Genomic DNA, 20,565 nt, shown 5'->3' with positions numbered 1-20,565 from the left:
AGGATGCATGTCACTTCCTTTCGAGCGCGGTGGCGATGGCGCGTTCGGCGATCGGGGTCATGCGCGCATAGCCGACGTCGAGCGGGTGGATGCCATCGGCGGTGTAGTCGCGACCGAGCAGACCATGGGCGTCGACCAGTGCCGCGTAGTAGTCGGCATAGGCATAGCCGCGCCGAGCGCAGAAGGCGCGAAGCCAGACGTTCAGCGCCCGAAGCTGGTCAGGTCTGCGCTCCCTCACGACATCCCGTGCCGCCTCGGTATAGTCGTTGACTGGCAGCAGCGATCCGAACACGACCTTTATCTGATGAGCGTCGGCGAGATCCGCCATCGCTTCCCAGTTCGCCTCGATCTGCTCGGGCGTCTCCTGTTGCAGGAATCCCTGCACGTCGTTGACGCCCGCAAGGATGACGACCGCTCGTGGCCGAAGTGCGATGACGTCCTGGTGGAAGCGCAGCAGCATCTGTGCGGTCACTTGGCTGCCGATCCCACGGTTGACGTAGGGGCGGTTCGGAAAGCTGGACGCGAGGTTCCAGCGGTCCGTGATCGAGTCCCCGAGGAACACGACCCGAGGCTCGCCGGACCGGGGTGGAGGCAGGGCGGCATTGGCCGCCTCGTAGACGTAGCGCTCGCCGAAATCCTGCATCAGACCAGGTATCAGTCTCGCGCGGAACGGCCCTAGCCAAGGCCCCCAGTCCCTGTCGACGACGACACGTCGTTCGGGCGAACTCCGATAGGTCTGGGCATCCGTCGTGCTCGACGACAGTACAATGGCGAAGACCACGGCCCTCATCCGAGCACACCTTGGCGGACGACGAACGTCGCGAACAAGCCGGGCCACGCCATCGACGCCGTCGTCGAAGACGTGGGGGACCACCGGTCTCTTCGCGTCGGTCATCGCGACGGCATCTCCGGGAGGACCAGGCGGTCGGTGGCGATGCCTGTCATAGAGATCGACACCGAAAGGCGCGTGACGTCGATCGTCACGAGGCTCGTCATCGCCCCTTCCCGTTCGCGACCATGGTCGTTCCGGTCATCCGAAAGTCGTTCAATGCGGGTCTAAAACTCTCCGTCAGTTTCATCATGTCACCAGAGGAAGGATGATCCCGTATGTCCCGAACGACACGAAGATCGATACCTCATCTCGACTTTCGGTACAGCCGGCAAGATCGGTCAGACGGCCGAGTACGTCGTCAGGTGATCCTCGATGATGTCGCGCTGCGAGGACATGGCGCGATCCGATCGGTACGTGATCGCCGGCGGACGGCGGGATCGACGATGCGGACCTGAAGCCCGGCGTCACCAAGGCGACGTCGAGGCGTCGATCCGTCACCTGATGCGGGCACCGGACCCACGGGGGGATCGCCTGTCCGTATGCAGCCATTGGACAGGATACCGACGTGGCGATGGCGACGAAGCCGACCGTTCCCATCCGCGTCACGACGCGGACAGGCCAATGACAGAGCTATCGGGTCTTCGCCTTCGCCTTCGACGAGACGTCATCCGACCTTTGGGCCGCGGCATGCTTCTCGCCGAGCTTCTGCCGATAGGCTGCTTCTGCTTCCCTCAAGGCGGTTCCCCATTCGCCGGTCTCGTTCGAGATCAGGCCATAGCATTCGACCGTGAACGCCCGCAGTATCGCGAATCCCTCGTCGGCGAGATCAGGAGGCGGTCCGGTCATCTGGGGAACCACCGCCCTCCATGGCCGCATCCGTCGACGTGCCTCAGGCCGGTTAGCGGTTCGCAGGCTGCGCGCACGCCAGGACTGCCAGTCGATCGAGAGGTGGGTCAGCAGGCGTTCGAGGTGATATTGCGTGGTCACCGATCTGATGTGCCCATTCGAACCACCGAACAGTTCGTTGGCGGCAAATCCGGCAGCGCCCAGCGCGAGCAGCACGTATCCATATCGACCTAGGTAGGCCCAGGACGGATCCGCGGATGCAAGCAGCGGGCAGACTATTCCGGCCGTCGCGGCAGCGAATGCACATATCCGACATGCCAGCGCCCAACGGCGCTGCGCGACCCGACGAGCGTAGTAGTAGACCACTTCCGCTTCGAACAGTTCCGTGAGAGCGCCGAACAGAGCGTCGAGCGACGCCGTCACGTCAGGACCGGACCAGCTCAGATCGCCAAGTCTGGCAAGGAAGGTCCGCATGCGAACCGGGTCCTCGACAGGCGTTCCAGCCATGCTTCTCCCGGCATAGACAGCAATCACGCACAGCAGCAGCGCCGCAGCGATTGCGAATCCGCCGTCGAACGAGGCTGTGGGCGGGGTCCCGGTCCCTGCTGTCGATATCATCGTTCCGCCTTCTTCCAGCAGCTTCTCGAAGTCGACCCCGCCCTCGGAGACATCGCCTTACCTTCGACTGAAACCGGATCGCAAGCGCAGCCGACGGAAGATCTTCCGGCAGCCGGGTCCGCAGCGCATCCGCCTGGATAGGCCCATGCCGTCAGACGCTTCTTCTCCGGCGGCGCCCGGGCACGCCAGCCGATCGTCCATTGCCCCGGCGGACGAGTTGGGTCGAACGTTCATCGCTAGTGGAACCGGTCGACAGGAAGAATCTGGGTTGCCCCGCTTCGCCTGATGGCGTTGAGCCGAGGTCGGGCGTCAACCCGAACAGGCATCGAGGACCGGTGCCCATCCGTTCCGGGGCCTCGTGTATCCCATCCCGGTCTGTGTATGACGACGCCAGGAAGGCATCGCGTTTTGCACGGTCTGCGTCGTCTTCGTGCTATTGCGGATAAAATAGGACGTGCGCATGATACGTCTGCCGAGCACCTGCACCTACGGCCAAGACGCTTCATGCGTTCACCCACGACGTAGCCCCGCACCCGGCGAAGGCGCTCGCATCACGCTGCCGGGCCGGCCGGATAAAACAGCTATGAAGGGTCGAGGCTGGAGCCCCGACCGAGGTCGTCCCAGCCATGCATCGGTCGATGGGATGCGATTTCCGGAGGCGACATGGTCGGTCCGACGCTACCGTCCGTCACTGGATCGGGCCGACCGAAGGACCTTCGAACATGACATCACCGAACATCGCATTCGATACGTCGAAGGAAGACGGGACCGAGGGAGGATCGAGGACGACGTCGCAGAATGGGCGTACGTCCGGTCGGAACCTAGGGGCGATACTCGCCATGCTCACCCCCGCTGCGCTGCTCAGCCTGTTCCTTGGCCTCTGCTACTTCTACAATCGGAGTCAGCGGCTGGCATATTTCGGTTCGTTCGGGCTTGATCCCAACGCTGTTCCAATCGCGGTACAGGATGCCATCGTCGACGGCTTCCTCGGGATCAACGAGGACGTCCTGTGGTTCGTAGCGATCCTCGCGGCCATGGCGGCGATCTACGTCTCGCTCGTCCTGTTCGGCAGCCACTATCTCGAAAGGTTCGTGGCCAGGTTCGGGTTCCCGGTGCAGCGGCCAACCCCTTCTGCGGTTCTGGTAGAGATCAGGAAGAACGACGGTTTCAGGATGTCCATTCTGGCCTCGGCGATCGCAATGATCGTCACTCTCGCCGGTGTGACTGCATTGCTCGTGATCGGCTTGCCCGCGGACGCCTCCGGCCGAAGGACGGCGAAGATGCTGAAGGACGACGTCGCGTCGATAAAGCCCGTCTGTTCGCGCTATCGTCTCAAAGGGTCCGTAGAGGTGGTCGGCATCCGGATCGGCAATACGGCGGAACGACAGTTCGTGATGGCCAACGACGATGCGCTGCACGTGCTGAAGTTCGACGACGTCGACAGACTATTCCAGAAGCCCGTGCCATGTCGCATGGCTGACCGATCCGGATCCGTCTCACGGCGGTCGAACCACCCGAGCTGATCGGCCTGCGACTTCCCCGTCAGGGGCACGCCGATGACGACCTCCGACGTCGGCATCGTCGGAACCTGGAACAGCTCGACGTCGGTAGCGCAGCCGTCCATGAAGCGTTCGACCCTAGCCCCTTCGTTAGCGAAGAGCTGGACCATGGCACCGACCGCCTTCATTCGGGCAAGCGCCCTGCAGAGCAGCTCGAAGTCAAAGCCCGACTTCCCGTCACGAAACCTGAGATCGGCTTCATAGCATGCCTCTGGAATGTCGGTCTGCCCGGTCGACAGGTCCGGTGCTGCCGACTTGCCGATTATCCGTTCAGCTTCCTTTAGGCGCGGCGGCGATGGTGATCCTCGCCTGCCCCGTATTGTTCCCCAGACCACCCTCATAGAAGTAGTCCAGCGGTCCGACGGGCGGGATGGCGTCGTTGGCGAACAGGGATAGTTCGCCATCGCGCCGAGCTTCGAACGAAGCATGCCAGACCGACCTGCTTGGATCCCAGGTGAACCGAAGCGGCTCGATGAAGATGGGCTCACGCCATTGCCACCATCGCCGCGGCGATCGAATGAGGTAGGCTGGCTGTAGGAAGCCGGCGTTCACTACTCGACGCAGCGGTACGCCCAGATAGCCGATCGGAAAAGGAAGATCCCCGGCCTTTATCCCAGCGGGAGTGGCAGGGCGACCGCCATCCTCCCATGAAACTTTGGTGTCCAGCGTCAGGAAGTACCGGTGCCCCCTCCTTACCGATCGTCCGACAGGAGCGCAGAGCGATCCGGTGTCGAACACAACGTCGACGCGCGTCAGCTCGCGATTCCCCCCTGCATGGCTGGGACATAGCGAACCGCCCCTTTCGAGGGCCGGCAGTCGCACCTGCGTGACGAGACCCACCACGAGCCAGAATAGAATAGCCGACATCGCCGCCCCGAGAACGCCGGGCAGAAGCGACCACTTCATCCAGCTCACGAAACGCTGATAGACGGGCGACGTACGAAGCCGCGGATCCGGTGGCTCGACCGGATCGGGCAACCCGTCCTCTTCACGATCACGAAGCAGGGCGTCCGACCAGATCGCCCTGGTCCGATCGCGCAGCCTTGCTTCCAGCACGCTCCCCACCCGTAGGCATCCGACGACCAGGATGCCGGTCAACAGCAGATAGAACGAGTTGGCGGCGGCGGCGTCTATCCAGCCCTCGACGAAGGCAGGAAGGAACAGACCGGTGCCGCGGACGATCTCGCCGAACCACGTCCGACCATCGGCTAGGACGGGAGGATCAGGCGCAAGGTCCACCCAGACCGGAAGCATGACGAGCGCCAGGGTGCTGGCCAGCGTGGCGAAGTACGCGATCCGTCGATACCAGACGAGATCCCACACCGCTTCCATTGCCGCGACGCGTTGCTCACCTCGCCGCAGGTTCTCGAAGCGTTTGCGTAACTCGGCACTGATCATCGGCGCTCCGGACCCGCTGGGTGACGCCGGCGTACCCGGGGTGACGCTATCGGGCTGTGGAGACGTTTCGCCTCCCCTCTCCAGCGGAGCGATTCTGAAACGGGACGGCAACGTCAGTGGGGCGTATCGATCGGTGCCATCGGCGATGCGAGCGGCTACGCTTGCATGGATCAGCACCTCGGGCAGATAGCCTCTCGGGTCCCCGTTCTCGTCGGTGTTGGCCGGGTCGCGCTGGTACAGGCTGCCGGCATCGGGCGTGGTCATCCACGCCGCGATCTTGCGCGGCTGATACCTATAGTAGCCACCGAGGCCCGACCGGCTGTCGTGGATGGGGCCGGCGCTGTTCGCAAGCGCGCGGTAGCGTGCGGTGATCGTTTCCAGCGTGCGCAGCCCACAGGCATGCGCCTCGTCGATCATCCAGAGCAGCGAGACGTAGCTCAGGCTCTCGTCAGGATAGCCCCCGCCCACGTCTGCGTGCATTCCCGCGAACCAGACCTGCTTCAGCCGACCCTTCTCGATGCTGCCTCGCGCCGCCTCGTCGTTCTCGTGAACCTCGTCCAAGACGAGCGGATGGAAGGCATCACGTTCGTCATCGATCGCCAGCGCGTGGGCGGCACGGTAGACCTTGGTGCTCAGCCTGTAGTCCGGCATGCTGAGCGCATAGAACCAGTTGTCGATCGCCCGGACGACCTCCGTGATCGGCCCACCGTAGGCTGCGACTGTATCCCAGACGCCTACGAACCCGATATCGGGCTCGTGTCTTTCGACGGTGTCATACAGCGGTATCCTACGCCATTTTCGCCATCCGCCGATCATCCACTCCCGCGCCTTCCGAAAGGCGACGGTAGGCCATTCGAGCCGTCTGGGCTTGAAGTCGCGGCGGAAGCATCGATAGGCGTCCTCGCTCAGACGTCGAAGCTCGGCTTCGTTCCTCGAGACCACGAGCCCCTGCGAGGCGATAAGGGCGATGACCAGACGGATCGTGAAGGCGCCACGACTGAAGCCGAAGCCGTAGATGCGATCGCCCTCTTCCGAACTCGCGCCTGGACGGTAGTTCCGGCATGCGAACCGATATATCTCCAGTATGTTGCGCTTCAGGCCGAAGCCGAAGACACCGCCCAGCACCGCTAGGGGTTTGAAAAGCGACGTACCGACGCCATCGTCGTAGAAGGCGATCTGCTGCTCACGATCCGGTGCGGCCGGCCCGAGATCGAGCGCCTCGTACATACGCCAGACGTTGGTCTTGAACACCTTGCCACTGCTGTTGCCCGTGCCGTCCGAGAACAGGATGATGTGTCTGCGCGAGGGACGCACGACCCCGTCCGCCTCCGCCGGATCGTACGCCGGGGCAGTCGTGGTCGTCATCGGCCAGCTCGCAGCGGTGATGACCCGTCGATCCTGGAGGTGAAGCATGGGAACGCTTCGCCGAAGATGGCCCAGGCCTTGTCGTACGTCGTCATGGCATGGTCCACGGCGATCGTTCCCGCCACGGATGGAAGGGCGACGAGCATGAAGCGCGATGCCGGAACGATCGATGCGGGTATCTCGTGATCCGCATGCTGATCGACCGGGCCGGATCCGGTCCCCGGATCGACCGGGCCGGATTCAGTCCCCGGACCGACCGACCGCATGTGACCATCGGCCATCGCATGATCGATGGCCCAACGCCCCTTTCGGTCGGTTCCGGCAGTACGCCTACGGCTGTACGCCTGGACGCGCCGCCTGTAACATATCATATCCGTGCCAAGAACCTTGCTCATCCCGCCCCCGGTCAGACAAGTCGACTTGCCGGCACCCCAGACGCCGACTTAGGATGTATTACGGCATTTAACGTGCGATCGACTATACGGCGAATCACTCGTACCATTAATACTACCGCAGGTTGAACTATTCCTCATCCATCAACAACCCCTCTATTGTGAAGGGTCGCGTACGAAGGTGGTCATCGAACACACTCCCAAGGGCCGATCCGTCCGCCACCTTTGTATACGTCACAAGCTATGCGCATCGGTCACGAACGATCTTGGCCATGAATTCAACTATATAGACTGCGAATCCATGCCGTTCGGGCGATGACCACGGATCTTGCTGCATGTCTTTGCTGCCTGAGTGGCCGCACGAGGAGATAGTCGACGCCCCGCCTGCCGGCAGGCTCGCCTACGCGGCGGCGGCACCGCGCCGACGGTTGGTCGCGAGGGCGGACGGCATGAGGCGCCAGAGCGACGTGCGGCTCGTCTATTCGCCGACATCCCGGACACCGTGACGGCGGCGTTCCCGCCGTGTCGCGCACCGCATGCGCGAACCGGCAGCCATTCCCACCCGTGAAAGCGCCACCGGATCGTCGAAGCGGTTCAGGCCCCGTACGTGCATTCCTTCATAGTGGCATATGGCTATCCGCCGATCGTCCCGGCCTCCCGCTCGAACCCGCAGCCCCCATCCGGGGGCTTCCACGTCTGACCGATCACCGGCTTCAGACCATGCTCGGGTGGGGTGAAAGTGGAGACGGCCTGCTATCAAATTCCACGGACACTGCTAGCTTTCGCGTATCGCCGTAGGGAGGGAACATGACGCTGGAGGAACTGAATCGGAAACATACCGAGGCGAACTGGCTGATCGCAAAACGCAGCGCGTCGGCTGCAGGCAAGGCCTTGTTGTTCAGCAGCGAGAGCCTGGAAGACACCATTCGGGACATCGCCGCCCTCTACGGTCTGACCGAGGACGAGGTCGCACGCCTGCAGCCACGTAACGATAGCAGTACGGTTGCCAGCCTTCAGAAGATGGCGACCGGCCTTTTCGGTCAGGAAACGGATCCGAATGCGGGGCAGGCGATGCAGATCGCCAGAACCGCGATCCAGAACGGGACGACGAAGACGATGGCCGCGACCTTGATGAGGGCAGGTCCGCGAGCCGCTCAGGCCGCTGCCGCGGGCGGCTCGGCCGCAAGCCGGGGAACTCCCTGGGGCTGGATCGCCACAGCGACCTACGCCGCAGGTACCGCAGGATGGTTCGCCTACAGTGCTCGCGCATTCAACGTCGAAGCCTTCGAAATCGTCCGGGAACGAGAGGGGATAGAACCGACCGTCATCCCGTCAGACGCGGCGGTAGACCCCGTGATCGACGTGGCTTCCGAAAGAATGACATTGTCCATCGAGCTGCCCACCGCGGCGGCCATAGCCTCGAAGGCGAACGCACTGACCAGCAAGGCAGGGACGATGCTGAGTGGAGCGTTCAGCGGCCTCCGCGGGCTTAGGTCATGACCAGCATCGATCATCCGGATCCGGGCTTGGCGGCCTGGGAAACGAAGGATGCGCATGCACGACCGATCCGCCGATGAGCCGGTCCTGCCGGTGCCGCCGCCTCCCTGTTCACTCGTCACCGGCCCTGAGGTACACCCGGAACCGATCCTTCTCGCCACCGGCGGAAAACCTCGTCGCGAACCGGTCGGCCGGATGCCGGTCGAACGCCTCCCAGACGAACAGGCCAAGCATGAGGGCGGCCTGTTCCCTCCCCGATCCGTACGCAGACTCTCGCCATCGACATGCATGAGCTTGCCTGACCGCTCATGACGGACGAGGCGTTCGAGGCATGCGATGGCGATCCATTCCGTGCGCCGGAAATGGGCGATGCGTGCTACCGGTTTCGTTCGAACACGGTGCGGACAGATGCCAGGATCACCTCGGGGTCGACTCCCCTGGGGAGCCTTTCCCCGACAAGGCGGGCTCGTAGAACGTCGATCACGAAATCCATGCCGAGACCGGCCTCGTCGCACCGGTCCAGCATCTCCCGCACTTCGGCGGGCAGAACGGAGACGATCGCATTGTCGTTGGCCGCGTCCATCACGTCCTTCTCAGAGGACAGCATGCGACGACCTTCCAGAATGCGTGATACTCTTCGACATCGAACACCTCGATCGTTCGCCCTTCTGGCGCGATGAACGTCCCTGCTTCCTGTGGCATGATGCTGATCTCACGGGCAAGCCCGCATCCTCGATTCGATCCGCCGCGTTCAGGTTATCCAGCTACGGATGCGGTCCACCTTTCAGTCGCCACGCCCTTTGCGGACAACGCAGATCAGGCCGTATCCGAAGATGCCCTTTCACGGAACGAGACCTCGGCGACAGCAAGCCGCCCGGTGGTCGCGAATATCAGGCTCGTGAACGTCACGAACGTGGCGTGACCTTCGTCGTCGACAGCGGCACCCGGCCTGCCCTTCCATTCGCAGGTCGGCCTGAAGATCCGGGAAGTTGGACTTGTCCTGCTCCTGAGCGAAGGACCGAGATCAGGGCAGAATGCATCAGCCAGACTCCATCGCTGCGAACGGGCGGCGTTCCCCATCTTTCGTCGAAGCCTGCCACGATCGCGGTCCGTGATCGGTAGGGCGGATAGCGGTCAGGCACGCTCCCGATCGCGACCCGACTATCGGGCGATCCATTCGACAGGGTAGCTCCCCGTTCGTCCAAAGGGACCTTCAGGCCCGAAGCGACTCCCATTCTGCCACGAGTCCGGGTTCCAGACCGACTATTCCACGTCGTCCTCGAAGGGGAATCCGATTGGGCCAGCCCCCTGCCCGTTGATGCGTCGGCCTATGTCCCGTCCTGGCCGGAAGACTGGGACCCTGCGCCTCTTCAGCGTGATCTTCTCGCCCGTGCGCGGATTGCGGGCTGAGCCCGCAGGACACAACCTTGTCTGGAATGCACCGAAGCCGCGTAACTCCACCCGCCCCCCGTTCACGAGCTTCCGACAGATGACGTCGAAGAACGCATTCACCAGTGCTTCGACGTGCGCCGCCGCTAGGTCGGGATGCTTCTCCGCCAGCCTCTCGACCAGTTCCGATCTCGTCATCAGCCTGCCTTCGTCCGCGAAACCGCGCCCATCGCACGTCATGCATCGGCCGCCAACGGCGATCGGCCCGCCGTGCCGGTCTGGTTCCAGTAGCAGCAGGCCGACCAGCCCCTCTATCGGCATCAGGCCGTTGTGATGGCCTGATGGACCAGGTCGATGGATTCAGATCCAATCTTCCGAGGTGATGCATGGAATACTTCGTAGTGGAACCGGAGGCTACCGGCGCGCTTGGCGAACGGACTCTCATGGATCGCGAGTGCCATCCACCGATGGTGGCCGACCAGACGCAGTGTCCGATGATGCGAAATGCGATAGGCCTATCGATCAGGATCATGTCGAAACGGTAGGACATGGGATCGCTGACCTATCGTAGCATCGTCGTGGATCGTTCGGTGGCGAAGCCTATGACGAGTCCATCATCGTCGACGAAATAAGAGACCGGCTTCCAGTCGATCTCCATCCAGGCGTCATCACCTGTCCGCCGTTCCCGCAGCTTGACGGCCCAGACATCCGATTCCCTGATGCGTTCCCGCGTGGCCTCCACCTCGACGTCGCCCAAGTCGCCCTGTCGATCGGCCGCGAACCGCAGCGCCACGTCGATCGCCACCGCCTCATCGATCATCGTGGATCATCCCGAACGTCGCGTTGAGCGTCGCCCCGCCGACCACGACGGGACCGAGGAGGATGCCCTTCGCCTCATGGCCCATCTTCGCCAGTGTTATGCCATAGTTGCCGTTGAGCGGGAACTGCATCCCCGTGAGTTCGCCGGGGCGCACGCCGCCCGACTTCGCGATCCCATAGGCCTCGGCCGCGGCCTCCTCGATGTACCGCAGGATGTACGATCGCTTGTAGGCGCCCATCTTCATGTAGAGTGCGGGGCGGCCGAGCAGCGAGAACGCCTGGGTCAGACGCTGGTGGACGCGCTCGTGATGCACGGTCCGACGCACGTCGCGGATCGCGTCCGTGGCTGACCTGGCCTCGGGATAGTAGCCGAGACCGACCTTGGCGACGTTGTCGACGGGGCCCGTACCGCCACGTCCGGCATCCCTCGCCTTGGTGAAGACGATCTTCGCCTCGTACATCCGGGTAGGACCGCCCTTCGGCATCACGCTGGCGAACTGCCTGTACGTCGGGAAGGAGACCACCGGCCGGAACGGTTCGCGGAAGGTCGTCTTCGGCTTGCCCCGAAGCAGAAGCCCGAGCACGACATCGACCCCGAGGGTCGTCACGGCGTCGGCCAGATCACGTGCGGCGCGGTCCAGATCGGCATCCGACTTCGCGGATGCCGTACCAGTGGCGAACGAGACGAGCTTGCGGCCACCATCGAGCGCGGCACCCCCGATCGCCAGCCATCCAGCTGCAAGCAACACCACGTCCGCCACCTCGCCGACGCCGACGAAGTGCGAGCCCGCCCAGATGACGACCACGCCGGCCATCACGGCGAGCGCAGTCGGTGAGAGGAGATCGAGAAGGCGTCGGCCGACATCGCCGGGCAGCAGCGATGCGGCCTTGCGCAGCACGATATCCAGCCGCTTCGTGGTGGACATGGCCGCCACGTTCATGGTCGTCGTCGTCATGAGCGCTCAGCCATCATCCGGCGGCATGAGATAGGACGACGCATGGATCGTCAAGCGTCGGCAGGACTCCGCCGTTCGGATCCAAGAGAACGACGACATCCACCCGACGGGTTCGAGCGGCATCCCGATCGCCTTGCCGGCTCGTATGCCGACCACGAGACGCAACACCTATCCCGATTGCCATCGATCGATGCCGTATCCCCACCATCACCGTGCCATCTGCTCGGCGAGCATCGCCGCAGCGGAGACGTCGAAGGTGCCGGGTTCTCCCCTGATGATGCCATTCTGTATCGGGTGCAAAGACGAGGCCAGCCCGATCGTCTCGTTCGCGTTGTCGATCGAAGCAGCTCCCTTCAGCGCCATCCAGGTCTCCACCAAAACCTTCTTCCCGTCGACGTCGAGCGACAGGTGCTTTCCCTTGAGGAAGACCTCGTACCGAAGCCCTGATCGCCCACTGTACCAGCGAGGTCGTCAGGAGCAGGCCTGCGGCCGTTGGAGGCCCCTTCACCGGGAGCGGCTTCACGTATCCGCGCGGCGATCCTGTGGGACAGCTGCCGACATGGAAGCTCCCGGCGATGTAGCGCCGAACCGGTAGGGCCCCCTCTCCTTCCCGATCCCGTCATCGTCACATGCGCCGTCGAAGATGGTGATACGAGGCCGCCATGCCCATATCGTCGACATGGCGCTGCCCCGTACGCTGATCGATCCGAAGCTGATCTACCTTGAGCCGGCGGTGCGCGACCATCGCCGCGGCCGCGAGGTGCTGGCACGCTTCCCGGACGCGGAACTGGTCGAGGTGGCGAGCCACTGGCGGATACCGCAGCTGTCCGATCCGGCGCTCGCCGAGGACTGGCTGCGGGTGAAGCGGGACATCCTGGTCCTCGGCGTCAAGAAAGGCATGGCGATGCGGCCGAACGGGCGATCGGCCGACTTCATCGCGCCCTCGTCGTCGAACGGCTGCGCTATGGCGTGCGCCTACTGCTACGTCGGCCGGCGCAAGGGCTACGCCAACCCCATCAGCGTCTTCGTCAACATCGACGAGATCAGCCGCGCGATCGCGCGCCACGCCACGAAGCTCGGACCGAAGCCCGAGCCGAACACCATCGATCCGGTCGACTGGGTCTACGATCTCGGCGAGAACGGCGACCTGTCGGTCGACGCCTCGCTGTCCGACAACGTCCGCGATCTCGTCGCCGCGTTCCGCACCATCCCGGGTGCCAAGGGCTCGTTCGCGACCAAATACGTCAACCGCGACCTGCTCGACTACGATCCGCAAGGACGTACCCGCATCCGCTTCAGCCTCATGCCCGAGACGATCGCCAGGATCGTCGACGTGCGCACTTCACCCATGAGCGAGCGGATCGCCGCCATCAACGACTTCGTCGCAGCGGACTACGAGGTCCACGTCAACTTCTCGCCCGTCATCGTACACGAGGGCTGGGAGGCGGAATGGAAGGCGCTGTTCGCCGAACTCGACGCGGCGCTCTCACCGGCGGCCAGGGCGCAGCTCAAGTGCGAAGTCATCTTCCTGACCCACAACGAGGGGCTGCACGAGCTCAACCTCCAGTGGCACCCCCGCGCCGAGGAATGGTTGTGGCGGCCGACATCCAAGAACGCAAGTGGAGCCAGTCCGGCATGCAGAACCTGCGCTACAAGGCTTCCTGGAAGCGGCGGTGGCTGGACCGGTATCTCGGCTGGCTCGGCGAGGCCCTGCCCTACTGCGAGGTGCGGTACGCCTTCTGACCCTGCTGCGCGAATCCACTGCGCGTGCAGGTTATCGGCTATGAGCAATCCGTCGAAGGCACGGAACGCGAGGCGCGTCGCGATAAAGCTCCCGCCCCGAATTCGCCCACCGTGCCAGCATCAAGGGCCGTCCCTATCACGACCGTCCAGGTACGATCGGCGAACCATCCGCGGACGACTGTCGACGACGCAAGAAGCATCAACGTGGCGATCACCCCGTCGTGCCAGCCCGTGCATGTCGCGCGGAACGTGTTTCAGACAACCAATCGATCCCGATGAAACATACGACCGGTGTGCTCCTGTACCAATGTCGCACTCGGTGATGATGGTACCAGATGGGCATTCTGGAAATCGGAAGCATGAAGCCAAGACATCAGGTCCAGGCTCATCGTTGAAAGCCCCCGCCCATCGCTATCGTGCTGTTGTCTATACCGTCGACGGATCCCGCATGAGCCGCACCGCTCGTTCGCGAAGCGTCGCATATCGAGCGGCCAGGTTCAGGTGGATGGCCTTTGCTGCGGGATCGAGAGTGGCAGATGCTAAGCCAAGCTCCTGCTCGACCCGCCTCGCATAGTACTGCTCATTACCTTCGATGGTCATCCGCCCGCCCTTCTTAACAAGCACGACAGCGCGCAATCTAGAAATCGCACGGTTGTCCGTACTCGCGTGCTCGATTACCATGTCGGGGCTGACAAGCATCCACAATGACAGCAGATTGCACCGAAATGGATGCAGTTGCTCCACAGCTCAGCATATGACCGGTTGATCGATCACGGTCGTCAGTGAGAGGTGGGTCGGCCGTCATTCTGTTCGGAGAACTGGGTTCCGCGACATCCAGCGATCGTTCCCTCACAAGGCAGAGCGATGAAATCCTGGCCACATACAACTCTCATGTCGACGGTGCTGGTCGGGCCCATACTCGAAGACGTGCTATTCGACGCGCCGGGTGTCGAGCATGCCCTGTCAACAAGGATCGTTGCCGTTTCGGTGCCGTTTCGTCCCCCTTATGACCGATGATATGCTATTGGCCCGCTAACGGCGGACCAAGTCATCTTTACTTTGGAACTGGCTCTAAGCCGTCGAATGGAAAGGGGGATCACTCATGAGCTGGAGCCATCTGCGTGCAACGAATAGAATCGCGGCGTCCATAGCGTCCACACCGCGGATGCGGGTCGAACTCTTCGAGACCGAGTATCTGCCACGCGTGCGTGCGATCCGCGCCCGGATGGGCGAACCCGACGCCCCGAGGCTGGTAAGGGATCTCGGCCCAGGGGACGCCGTGCTCACCGATACCGTCCAGCTGTACATCAACGTAATCAACTACGACGCCATGCGGCGGGACGCCGGTGTCGAAACCGCCGCCAGCCACGCCCGTGCCCTTTCGTTCCTTCATCTGCACTATGCGGCGCTGGACCGGGCCTCCGATGGCGTGGGCGTGCAGCGTATCGACTATCATGGCCCCCGGATGCATGCCGTCGTGCCGATCGACAATCCTGGGGATGCCGCCACCCTTCGCGAGGCAGTGGCGCGAGCGCTCCGTCTCGCGCGCGAGACGGTCTCGCTTTCCGCTGCCGCAAGCCGGGACATCCTTCGTGGACGGACCGGTCCTGAATTCCGGATCGGCATCGACATCGGGCGCTGCGTCGCCATCGATTCCGGCCGGAACGACGAACGGGAACCGCTGTTCATCGGCGGTGCCGCCAATCATGCGGCGAAGCTCGCCGAAGGATCGGCTCCCGGCATCTACCCTTCCGATCGGGTCCGAGCGCTCTTCGGGTTGCGGCAGGTAGGAGGCATTCTGGCGGAGCGGACCAGTTCGGCGAGCGAGGTGGAGATCGCATCTCTCGGAGCACGTATCGTCTTAGATCCGCAACAGCTCGAGCGGCGGGCCGACGAACTGCGAGCCGCGATGCGAACGCATCGCGACGTCACTATCGGCATGTCGGGCTTCGCCTTCCACCATCATACGCCCCCGCTGCGGTCCATCGACTACTCCCGGCTGAGTCCTTCCCGAAGCGTGCGCATGCCCCTCGTGTCGATCTTCGCCGATCTGGACGGCTATACCGCCTACGTGGATGCGGCCATGGCGAACGGCGGCACTGCGGATGCCGTCCGCGACCTCCATGTCATAAGGACCGAACTGGACGCCGTGCTTCAGCAGGATTTCGGGGGGCGGAAGGTCCGGTTCATCGGCGACTGCATCCACGGCGTTCTCGCGGTCGGTGACGATCAGCAGACGGACGAAGGTGCCAGCGTGGAACGGGCGACTGCATGCGCGGGAGCATTGCGTTCCTCCTTCGATCTATGCATCGAGATGCTGCCGACGGCGAAGGGTCTTGGACTCGCCATCGGCTTCGAGATCGGTTCGACGCCGATCAGCCGGATCGGCATCCGTGGCGATCGATCGGTACGCGTCGCGTCCAGTCATGCGACACTGACGTCCGAGGAGTGTCAGGCTGTCTGCTCGGGTACCGAGACGAAAATAGGCGATCGCGCGTACGCCGTGGCCTCACCCGATACGCGTCGCCTGTTCTCTTCGAACGGCAAGTCGCAGTATCTCGACTTCGACGCGGTTGTCCTCCAGTCGCAGCCCGCAGCCGCGGCCTCCGGAGAGGCGGAGGCGCCCGTGGCTGACAACCGTTCCTACGGTGGCTTCTGAGCCGGGCGCTTCTCCTTCTGGCGGTCATACGAAAACCGGACTGGGCATCGATCGAGGGGGACGGTGACGACCTTCTTGTGACGGCGCGGCCGCCGCATCCCAGCGGTAGGCCGAGCAGGCCTTACCAGCTGCGCGTGCAGGCGAGCGACCGGCTGATCGTGGCCGAGGCGGTTCCGGGTTCCCTGCTGCCCAGAAGCTGTCCGGAACGTCACGTCAATTCCGACGGCAGCTTCTGCCTTGGACTCGAACCGTTCGGCTGCACCGTCGACCAGGTCGACGACTTCTGGGCCAAGCTGAGATCGTATCTGCTCTGTCAGCAGTTTGCGGACGTGAGAGGCCTGTGGCCGACCGGACGCTGGCTCTCCCACGGCGAAGCCGCGCATCATCAGCTTGCGGCCGAAGCTGCCGCCGAGCGCGCAGGTCTCGCACGCCGGTATCGGGAGGCACTCGAGTTCGGCATCGGTCGGCTGGCTGGTCCACTACCGGCAGGTGGATGCAGCAGGCGTCCGCCAGAACGGAGATCGTCCCGCCGCCTCGCGCTGGAGGAGCTGGTCGACGCGGAGATCCGACGGCGGGAGGCCGAAGTGGCGTTCGCGGACCTATACTTGAACTGGGGCCCTCGCTGCTGCCGCACCATGCGGGTCTGCCCGATCCGTGATCGCGAGGCCGCCGCCGCGACTTCGACTGTACCACCGACATATAGCGAGGATCGGAAATGGGTTTGATAGACAGACTGGCCGGCGATGCCGGCCGACGGCGGCGTCTGGACGCGATCGGCGTCAACAAGCTCGTCAACGGGAACAAGGAACTGGCGAACGAGATCTCCGAGAAGGCAGAACTGGTGGAGGTCCAGCCGGGCGGCAAGCTGATCGAGCAGGGCGCCGACGACAATGACCTCTATCTACTTCTGGCCGGTACCGTCGATGTGATCGTCAACGGCCGCCACCAGGCAAAGCGGTCGGCCGGAGACCACGTAGGCGAGATGTCGGCGATCCAGCCGACGCAACGTCGTTCGGCAGACGTCGTCGCAGTCGACGAGGTCGTCGCAGCCAAGCTGACGGAGGACGACCTCGCCGATCTCGGAGACAGATACTCCGAAATCTACCGCACGATCGCCAAGGAACTCGCTCGTCGTCTATTACAGCGGAACGCTGGCATCGGAGCCTATCGGGACCGCATCCGGGTGTTCGTCATCTCGTCCGTCGGCGCGATATCGATAGCACGCGAGATCCAGAACGCGCTGGACTACGACGACTTCAACGTCGTGGTCTGGACCGACGGCGTGTTCCGAGCCACCGGCTACACGCTGCAGACCCTCGAGGACGAGGTGGACCGCGCGGACTTCGCCATCGCCATCGCCCATCCGGACGACGTGACGAGCGACGAGAAGAAGACGCAGGAGTGGCCCAGCCCACGGGACAACGTCGTGTTCGAGCTTGGCCTGTTCATGGGACGACTAGGTCGAGCGCGTGCGCTGCTGATGGAGCCTCGGGGGGAGAAGGTGAAGCTGCCGAGCGACCTCGCCGGCGTGACTACGATCACCTACCGATTTCAGGAGGGGCACGATGCAGGCGCCGCGATGGCACCAGCCTGCAACCAGCTGCGCAAGCACATGCGCGAGCTCGGACCCAACAACGGCTAAGACATCCCATGGCGCCGTGGCAAGCGACCAGAATCTCACGACGTGCGACCGCCCCGCAATGGAATCGTCAGAACACAGGGCGTGGCGTCGCTTCCCTGGTCGTCTTCGGCCATGACGGCATAGCGCATATGACGTCGGTATCGATGCTTGCCATAGGGCTCTGCTCCAACCCCAACGCGTCATGGATCGACGGGTCGTAGATGGATCACCTGCTGCACCACGGTCGAGACGCAGGTCCTGCCGCCCATTCCCTTCCGAAGGAATGACCGACATGGGAAGATCACGAATGCGCCCATGCCGCCTTTGATCACCCCACCGGCACATAAGCCGGCCCTCGATCGGGCATACGAGATCAGGCCTTCGACCCGACGCATTGTTAGATGGCCGCCGCATGCTGGACGCAGCGATAGGACCGGACGACGCCCCGCCATCCGGCTGGGTCGTGCCTTCGGGGCCTGACTCGAGGCACGAAGAACCATCCGTTAATGGAAGGCTGCCAGTTCGACGCAGAAGCCGGCCCTACCGGCGGGCATATTCATAACGTGGAGCCGGATTATGATGCAGGTAGTAGTCGCCGGGAAGCTGGTCACGGGCGAACAATATCGGCTGATGTCGAACGAGGGGCGAGCGAATGCCGGACCTCCGGTCTGCAAGAATATCATGCCAGCAAACGCCTAGCGTAGAACGTCCGCGTCGCATCCGCGAAGACGTGGAAATGACCGTAGGCGGCGATGGCGCTACCGTCCGGCCGGGTCGGGGACCAGCGCCGACAGCATGCCTGCGACATCGGCGATCTTTTCCACACACGCCGCGTACACGATGTTGCGGCCATGACGCTGCGAAGCCACCAGTCCCGCATGAGCGAGGATCGTCAGGTGGCTGGACATCGTGTTCGCCGGGACGCCTAGCACTTGCGCGAGCTCCCCCGCCGTGCACTCTCCTCGGTCGACGAGATGAGATACGCATCTGTAGCGGGTCGGCTGCGCTAGAGCGCTTAGCACCGGTATCGCATCGTCCATTTCCATGCTGCTAGAATAGTTGGCAATTCTTGGCGTGCAAGGGGCTGCCCCAGATAGCATGAACGACAGGTCAACCATCCAAGAACAATGATATTTCTAGAAGGGTTGAATTATATGTGATGGTATCTACCTTTCTGACGTTCGGCCGAGGTTCCGAACAGGCATGTGCAGCAGTGCGAATGCACGATGAATGGAGACGCGCATCATGTATACGACGTTTGATCCGCTACGGGCCGCCAGTATCCACGAACCGGACGCGACATGCCTGCTACCCGATCCGCTTGACCCGGACAGTCCGTGCGACTTCCCCTTGATCACGACCCGTCGTCGCCTGATCCGGCTCGCGCTGGTCGCGGTGGAGACGGGCGCACGCTTCCAGCGCGAAGGCATGGACGAGGATCCCATGGCCTGGATGCTTGCCTCGCGCGATATCTTCGACGGCCGGGATGCCGTCGAGGCCGCGCTCGAACTGCAGCACTGCAACAGGGCGATCCTGCTCCATGGCCTGGGACTGGGCCTAGACGCCGATCCCGCCGTCATCGACGAGCTCTGCGCCGACGACCCCGTTGAGACGTACGCCGCCACCTGAACGTGACGCACGTCGGACCACGCCGCACCCCCGGATGGAATCGCTTCGGAAAAGACGACATGACGACCTTAACAGCATTCCCTGCTCGAGACGGCCCGGCCCCGGCAGCCGTCCCGACGCCCCTACCCGCCCCAGCGATCCGGGCTGCGGTACGCCGCGGCGGGGACTATGGGGACCAGGACGACGCCTCCCGCCGGATCTCGATCGGCCCGCAGACAGGAGACCGCAGCCGCCTGACCAGACCTCGTCGCGGCAGGACCGGGCGGTCCCAGACCGAACCACGGCTCTACACGGCTTCGATTGCCTTCGCCGATGGGCCGATCATGATGCAGGCGTTCCACGCCTCCATAGCCCGGCATCCGATGGAGGTCTTCCACCGACTGCGCCGCCGTTTCGACGACGACGTGATTCCGCTCGCCGAGATCCACGTCGGCTTCCATCGCTCGTTGCCGCTCGTCATCGCGCTCGTCCCCGAGGCGTTGGCGAAGCTCATCCGGCATGTCGAAAAGGACCGCCGCTGGCTCGACGCCGGCACGTTCGCGGTCGACATCGAGCAGCGCGTCGAACTGTAGAAGCAAAGCCTCTGCGCGGGCGGCGGGCGGAATGCCCGCCGCCGCCTGGTAACATGGAAGGATTGAACCATGCAGGATCCGGCAGAGGTCGGTCGCGTCGCCGCGACTGCGGCGAAGACGTACGCGTCCACTACAGGCTCGACGTGCAGGAGGGGCCGACCGGCGTCGGCGACGGGACGGACACCAGGGTTGGCATCGTGGTCGACGCGGAGACCACCGGCAGAAACGCCGCGCTTAGTTCGATCATCGAACTGGCGGTGCGTCGCTTACGGTTCGACCGGACCGGCGTCGTCACCCATGTCGGCCTGCCTAACGGTGGTGTGAGCATCCCGGCATGGCCATTCCCCGAAGATCGTAGCGATCACTTGTCTTAACGAAGAGGACGTGCCCGACCGAAGGATCGACGACGAGGAAGCGTTTCGCCCGCTGCGTGCGGCTTTCATCTTGATCGCGCATAACGCCGCGTTCGACCGACCCTGGATCGAACGTCGCCTTCAGGACATCGATGGTTTCCCATGGCCTTGCTCGACGAGCCAGATCGACTGGCGGTCGTACGGCTTTGACGGAACGGCACTTGGCTATCTTTTTTATCAAGCCTGACGGTTCCATGAATCCCAGCCTCCCGACGCGGACGTAGACGCCGTCATCCATCTGGTCGAGCATCGCTTCG

21 protein-coding genes are annotated in these 20,565 nt (G+C 63.6%); 9 read left to right on the top strand and 12 right to left on the bottom strand.

The window, feature by feature from the left end; all coding sequences use genetic code 11:
* Positions 1-10: 10 nt before the first annotated feature.
* Together IFT82_RS16275 and IFT82_RS16270 are read right to left on the bottom strand one after the other, a co-directional pair.
* Positions 11-895, bottom strand: coding sequence for a GDSL-type esterase/lipase family protein (locus IFT82_RS16275; RefSeq protein WP_244646854.1), 885 nt, complete (start codon positions 893-895; stop codon positions 11-13).
* Between the two features lie 567 nt (positions 896-1,462).
* Entirely contained in the window at positions 1,463-2,152 is a 690-nt protein-coding gene (locus IFT82_RS16270) for an SLATT domain-containing protein (RefSeq protein ID WP_192128758.1), read from the bottom strand.
* An 866-nt stretch (positions 2,153-3,018) separates the two neighbouring features.
* On the opposite strand from IFT82_RS16270, the gene IFT82_RS16265 reads away from it, so the two are divergent.
* Positions 3,019-3,819, top strand: a complete 801-nt coding sequence (locus IFT82_RS16265) for a hypothetical protein (protein ID WP_192128757.1) — start codon at positions 3,019-3,021, stop codon at positions 3,817-3,819.
* Between the two features lie 306 nt (positions 3,820-4,125).
* Here IFT82_RS16265 and IFT82_RS16260 read toward each other — a convergent pair whose 3' ends face one another.
* Positions 4,126-6,618 (bottom strand): DUF2235 domain-containing protein, encoded by a 2,493-nt coding sequence (locus IFT82_RS16260; RefSeq protein ID WP_192128755.1) that lies wholly within the window; start codon positions 6,616-6,618, stop codon positions 4,126-4,128.
* Positions 6,615-6,899 (bottom strand): hypothetical protein, encoded by a 285-nt coding sequence (locus IFT82_RS16255; protein WP_192128752.1) that lies wholly within the window; start codon positions 6,897-6,899, stop codon positions 6,615-6,617. Before IFT82_RS16255 ends, IFT82_RS16260 begins: the two co-directional genes overlap by 4 nt.
* 918 nt (positions 6,900-7,817) lie before the next feature.
* Between IFT82_RS16255 and IFT82_RS16250 the strand changes: the two genes are divergently transcribed.
* A complete protein-coding gene (locus IFT82_RS16250) occupies positions 7,818-8,510 on the top strand; it encodes a hypothetical protein (protein WP_192128750.1) in 693 nt (230 codons plus the stop codon).
* Positions 8,511-8,618: 108 nt separating this feature from the next.
* On the opposite strand, the gene IFT82_RS21235 is transcribed toward IFT82_RS16250, so the two are convergent.
* The gene (locus tag IFT82_RS21235) at positions 8,619-8,741 is read right to left on the bottom strand and encodes a hypothetical protein (protein WP_274602256.1); all 123 of its coding nucleotides are present in this window, start codon (positions 8,739-8,741) and stop codon (positions 8,619-8,621) included.
* Positions 8,742-8,883: 142 nt separating this feature from the next.
* Entirely contained in the window at positions 8,884-9,114 is a 231-nt protein-coding gene (locus tag IFT82_RS16245; RefSeq protein ID WP_192128748.1) for a hypothetical protein, read from the bottom strand.
* Between the two features lie 93 nt (positions 9,115-9,207).
* On the opposite strand from IFT82_RS16245, the gene IFT82_RS20595 reads away from it, so the two are divergent.
* Positions 9,208-9,429: a hypothetical protein gene (locus IFT82_RS20595; protein WP_207105816.1), complete on the top strand. Its 222-nt coding sequence runs from the start codon at positions 9,208-9,210 to the stop codon at positions 9,427-9,429.
* A 341-nt stretch (positions 9,430-9,770) separates the two neighbouring features.
* On the opposite strand, the gene IFT82_RS16240 is transcribed toward IFT82_RS20595, so the two are convergent.
* The 4 genes from IFT82_RS16240 to IFT82_RS16225 all read right to left on the bottom strand — a co-directional run bounded on the left by IFT82_RS16240 (position 9,771) and on the right by IFT82_RS16225 (position 12,046).
* The gene (locus tag IFT82_RS16240) at positions 9,771-10,217 is read right to left on the bottom strand and encodes an HU family DNA-binding protein (RefSeq protein ID WP_342355137.1); all 447 of its coding nucleotides are present in this window, start codon (positions 10,215-10,217) and stop codon (positions 9,771-9,773) included.
* A gap of 241 nt (positions 10,218-10,458) precedes the next feature.
* On the bottom strand, positions 10,459-10,701 hold the full coding sequence (locus IFT82_RS16235) for a hypothetical protein (RefSeq protein WP_192128744.1): 243 nt from the start codon (positions 10,699-10,701) through the stop codon (positions 10,459-10,461).
* A 4-nt stretch (positions 10,702-10,705) separates the two neighbouring features.
* Positions 10,706-11,671: a hypothetical protein gene (locus IFT82_RS16230; protein ID WP_192128742.1), complete on the bottom strand. Its 966-nt coding sequence runs from the start codon at positions 11,669-11,671 to the stop codon at positions 10,706-10,708.
* Between the two features lie 207 nt (positions 11,672-11,878).
* Positions 11,879-12,046: a hypothetical protein gene (locus IFT82_RS16225; RefSeq protein WP_207105815.1), complete on the bottom strand. Its 168-nt coding sequence runs from the start codon at positions 12,044-12,046 to the stop codon at positions 11,879-11,881.
* A 304-nt stretch (positions 12,047-12,350) separates the two neighbouring features.
* Between IFT82_RS16225 and IFT82_RS20480 the strand changes: the two genes are divergently transcribed.
* The 4 genes from IFT82_RS20480 (at position 12,351) to IFT82_RS16200 (ending at position 17,715) form a co-directional block, all read left to right on the top strand.
* Positions 12,351-13,988 carry a spore photoproduct lyase family protein gene (locus IFT82_RS20480; RefSeq protein WP_207105814.1) on the top strand — a complete coding sequence of 546 codons (1,638 nt, stop codon included), beginning with the start codon at positions 12,351-12,353 and terminating at the stop codon, positions 13,986-13,988.
* A 591-nt stretch (positions 13,989-14,579) separates the two neighbouring features.
* Positions 14,580-16,073, top strand: a complete 1,494-nt coding sequence (locus IFT82_RS16210) for a hypothetical protein (protein WP_207105813.1) — start codon at positions 14,580-14,582, stop codon at positions 16,071-16,073.
* 77 nt (positions 16,074-16,150) lie between these two features.
* Entirely contained in the window at positions 16,151-16,798 is a 648-nt protein-coding gene (locus tag IFT82_RS16205) for an E2 domain-containing protein (protein WP_342355136.1), read from the top strand.
* Positions 16,789-17,715: a TIR domain-containing protein gene (locus IFT82_RS16200; RefSeq protein ID WP_199860548.1), complete on the top strand. Its 927-nt coding sequence runs from the start codon at positions 16,789-16,791 to the stop codon at positions 17,713-17,715. Before IFT82_RS16205 ends, IFT82_RS16200 begins: the two co-directional genes overlap by 10 nt.
* Positions 17,716-18,452: 737 nt before the next feature.
* On the opposite strand, the gene IFT82_RS16195 is transcribed toward IFT82_RS16200, so the two are convergent.
* Positions 18,453-18,734 (bottom strand): ArsR/SmtB family transcription factor, encoded by a 282-nt coding sequence (locus IFT82_RS16195; RefSeq protein WP_244646865.1) that lies wholly within the window; start codon positions 18,732-18,734, stop codon positions 18,453-18,455.
* A gap of 190 nt (positions 18,735-18,924) precedes the next feature.
* Between IFT82_RS16195 and IFT82_RS16190 the strand changes: the two genes are divergently transcribed.
* Entirely contained in the window at positions 18,925-19,323 is a 399-nt protein-coding gene (locus IFT82_RS16190) for a hypothetical protein (protein ID WP_192128729.1), read from the top strand.
* A gap of 323 nt (positions 19,324-19,646) precedes the next feature.
* Positions 19,647-19,895, top strand: a complete 249-nt coding sequence (locus IFT82_RS16185; protein WP_192128727.1) for a hypothetical protein — start codon at positions 19,647-19,649, stop codon at positions 19,893-19,895.
* A gap of 309 nt (positions 19,896-20,204) precedes the next feature.
* Here IFT82_RS16185 and IFT82_RS20590 read toward each other — a convergent pair whose 3' ends face one another.
* Complete coding sequence (locus IFT82_RS20590) at positions 20,205-20,558, bottom strand: hypothetical protein (RefSeq protein ID WP_207105812.1); 354 nt, start codon at positions 20,556-20,558, stop codon at positions 20,205-20,207.
* Positions 20,559-20,565 lie beyond the last annotated feature (7 nt).

This window comes from Sphingomonas sp. CFBP 8760 (assembly GCF_014841615.1).
Lineage (GTDB): Bacteria > Pseudomonadota > Alphaproteobacteria > Sphingomonadales > Sphingomonadaceae > Sphingomonas.
Note: the sequence above shows the minus strand (reverse complement) of the source record. Positions and strands in the feature narration are given on the sequence as shown.

Coding starts and splice junctions, on each gene's coding strand:
- IFT82_RS20480 (WP_207105814.1), top strand. CDS start 12,351: ATGGCGCTGCCCCGTACGCTGATCGATCCGAAGCTGATCTACCTTGAG.
- IFT82_RS16245 (WP_192128748.1), bottom strand. CDS start 9,114: ATGCTGTCCTCTGAGAAGGACGTGATGGACGCGGCCAACGACAATGCG.
- IFT82_RS20590 (WP_207105812.1), bottom strand. CDS start 20,558: ATGCTCGACCAGATGGATGACGGCGTCTACGTCCGCGTCGGGAGGCTG.
- IFT82_RS16275 (WP_244646854.1), bottom strand. CDS start 895: ATGACCGACGCGAAGAGACCGGTGGTCCCCCACGTCTTCGACGACGGC.
- IFT82_RS16210 (WP_207105813.1), top strand. CDS start 14,580: ATGCGGGTCGAACTCTTCGAGACCGAGTATCTGCCACGCGTGCGTGCG.
- IFT82_RS16260 (WP_192128755.1), bottom strand. CDS start 6,618: ATGACGACCACGACTGCCCCGGCGTACGATCCGGCGGAGGCGGACGGG.
- IFT82_RS16230 (WP_192128742.1), bottom strand. CDS start 11,671: ATGACGACGACGACCATGAACGTGGCGGCCATGTCCACCACGAAGCGG.
- IFT82_RS16190 (WP_192128729.1), top strand. CDS start 18,925: ATGGAGACGCGCATCATGTATACGACGTTTGATCCGCTACGGGCCGCC.
- IFT82_RS16255 (WP_192128752.1), bottom strand. CDS start 6,899: ATGGCCGATGGTCACATGCGGTCGGTCGGTCCGGGGACTGAATCCGGC.
- IFT82_RS16195 (WP_244646865.1), bottom strand. CDS start 18,734: ATGGACGATGCGATACCGGTGCTAAGCGCTCTAGCGCAGCCGACCCGC.
- IFT82_RS16185 (WP_192128727.1), top strand. CDS start 19,647: ATGATGCAGGCGTTCCACGCCTCCATAGCCCGGCATCCGATGGAGGTC.
- IFT82_RS16250 (WP_192128750.1), top strand. CDS start 7,818: ATGACGCTGGAGGAACTGAATCGGAAACATACCGAGGCGAACTGGCTG.
- IFT82_RS16240 (WP_342355137.1), bottom strand. CDS start 10,217: ATGCCGATAGAGGGGCTGGTCGGCCTGCTGCTACTGGAACCAGACCGG.
- IFT82_RS20595 (WP_207105816.1), top strand. CDS start 9,208: ATGATGCTGATCTCACGGGCAAGCCCGCATCCTCGATTCGATCCGCCG.
- IFT82_RS21235 (WP_274602256.1), bottom strand. CDS start 8,741: ATGCTTGGCCTGTTCGTCTGGGAGGCGTTCGACCGGCATCCGGCCGAC.
- IFT82_RS16200 (WP_199860548.1), top strand. CDS start 16,789: ATGGGTTTGATAGACAGACTGGCCGGCGATGCCGGCCGACGGCGGCGT.
- IFT82_RS16270 (WP_192128758.1), bottom strand. CDS start 2,152: ATGCGGACCTTCCTTGCCAGACTTGGCGATCTGAGCTGGTCCGGTCCT.
- IFT82_RS16265 (WP_192128757.1), top strand. CDS start 3,019: ATGACATCACCGAACATCGCATTCGATACGTCGAAGGAAGACGGGACC.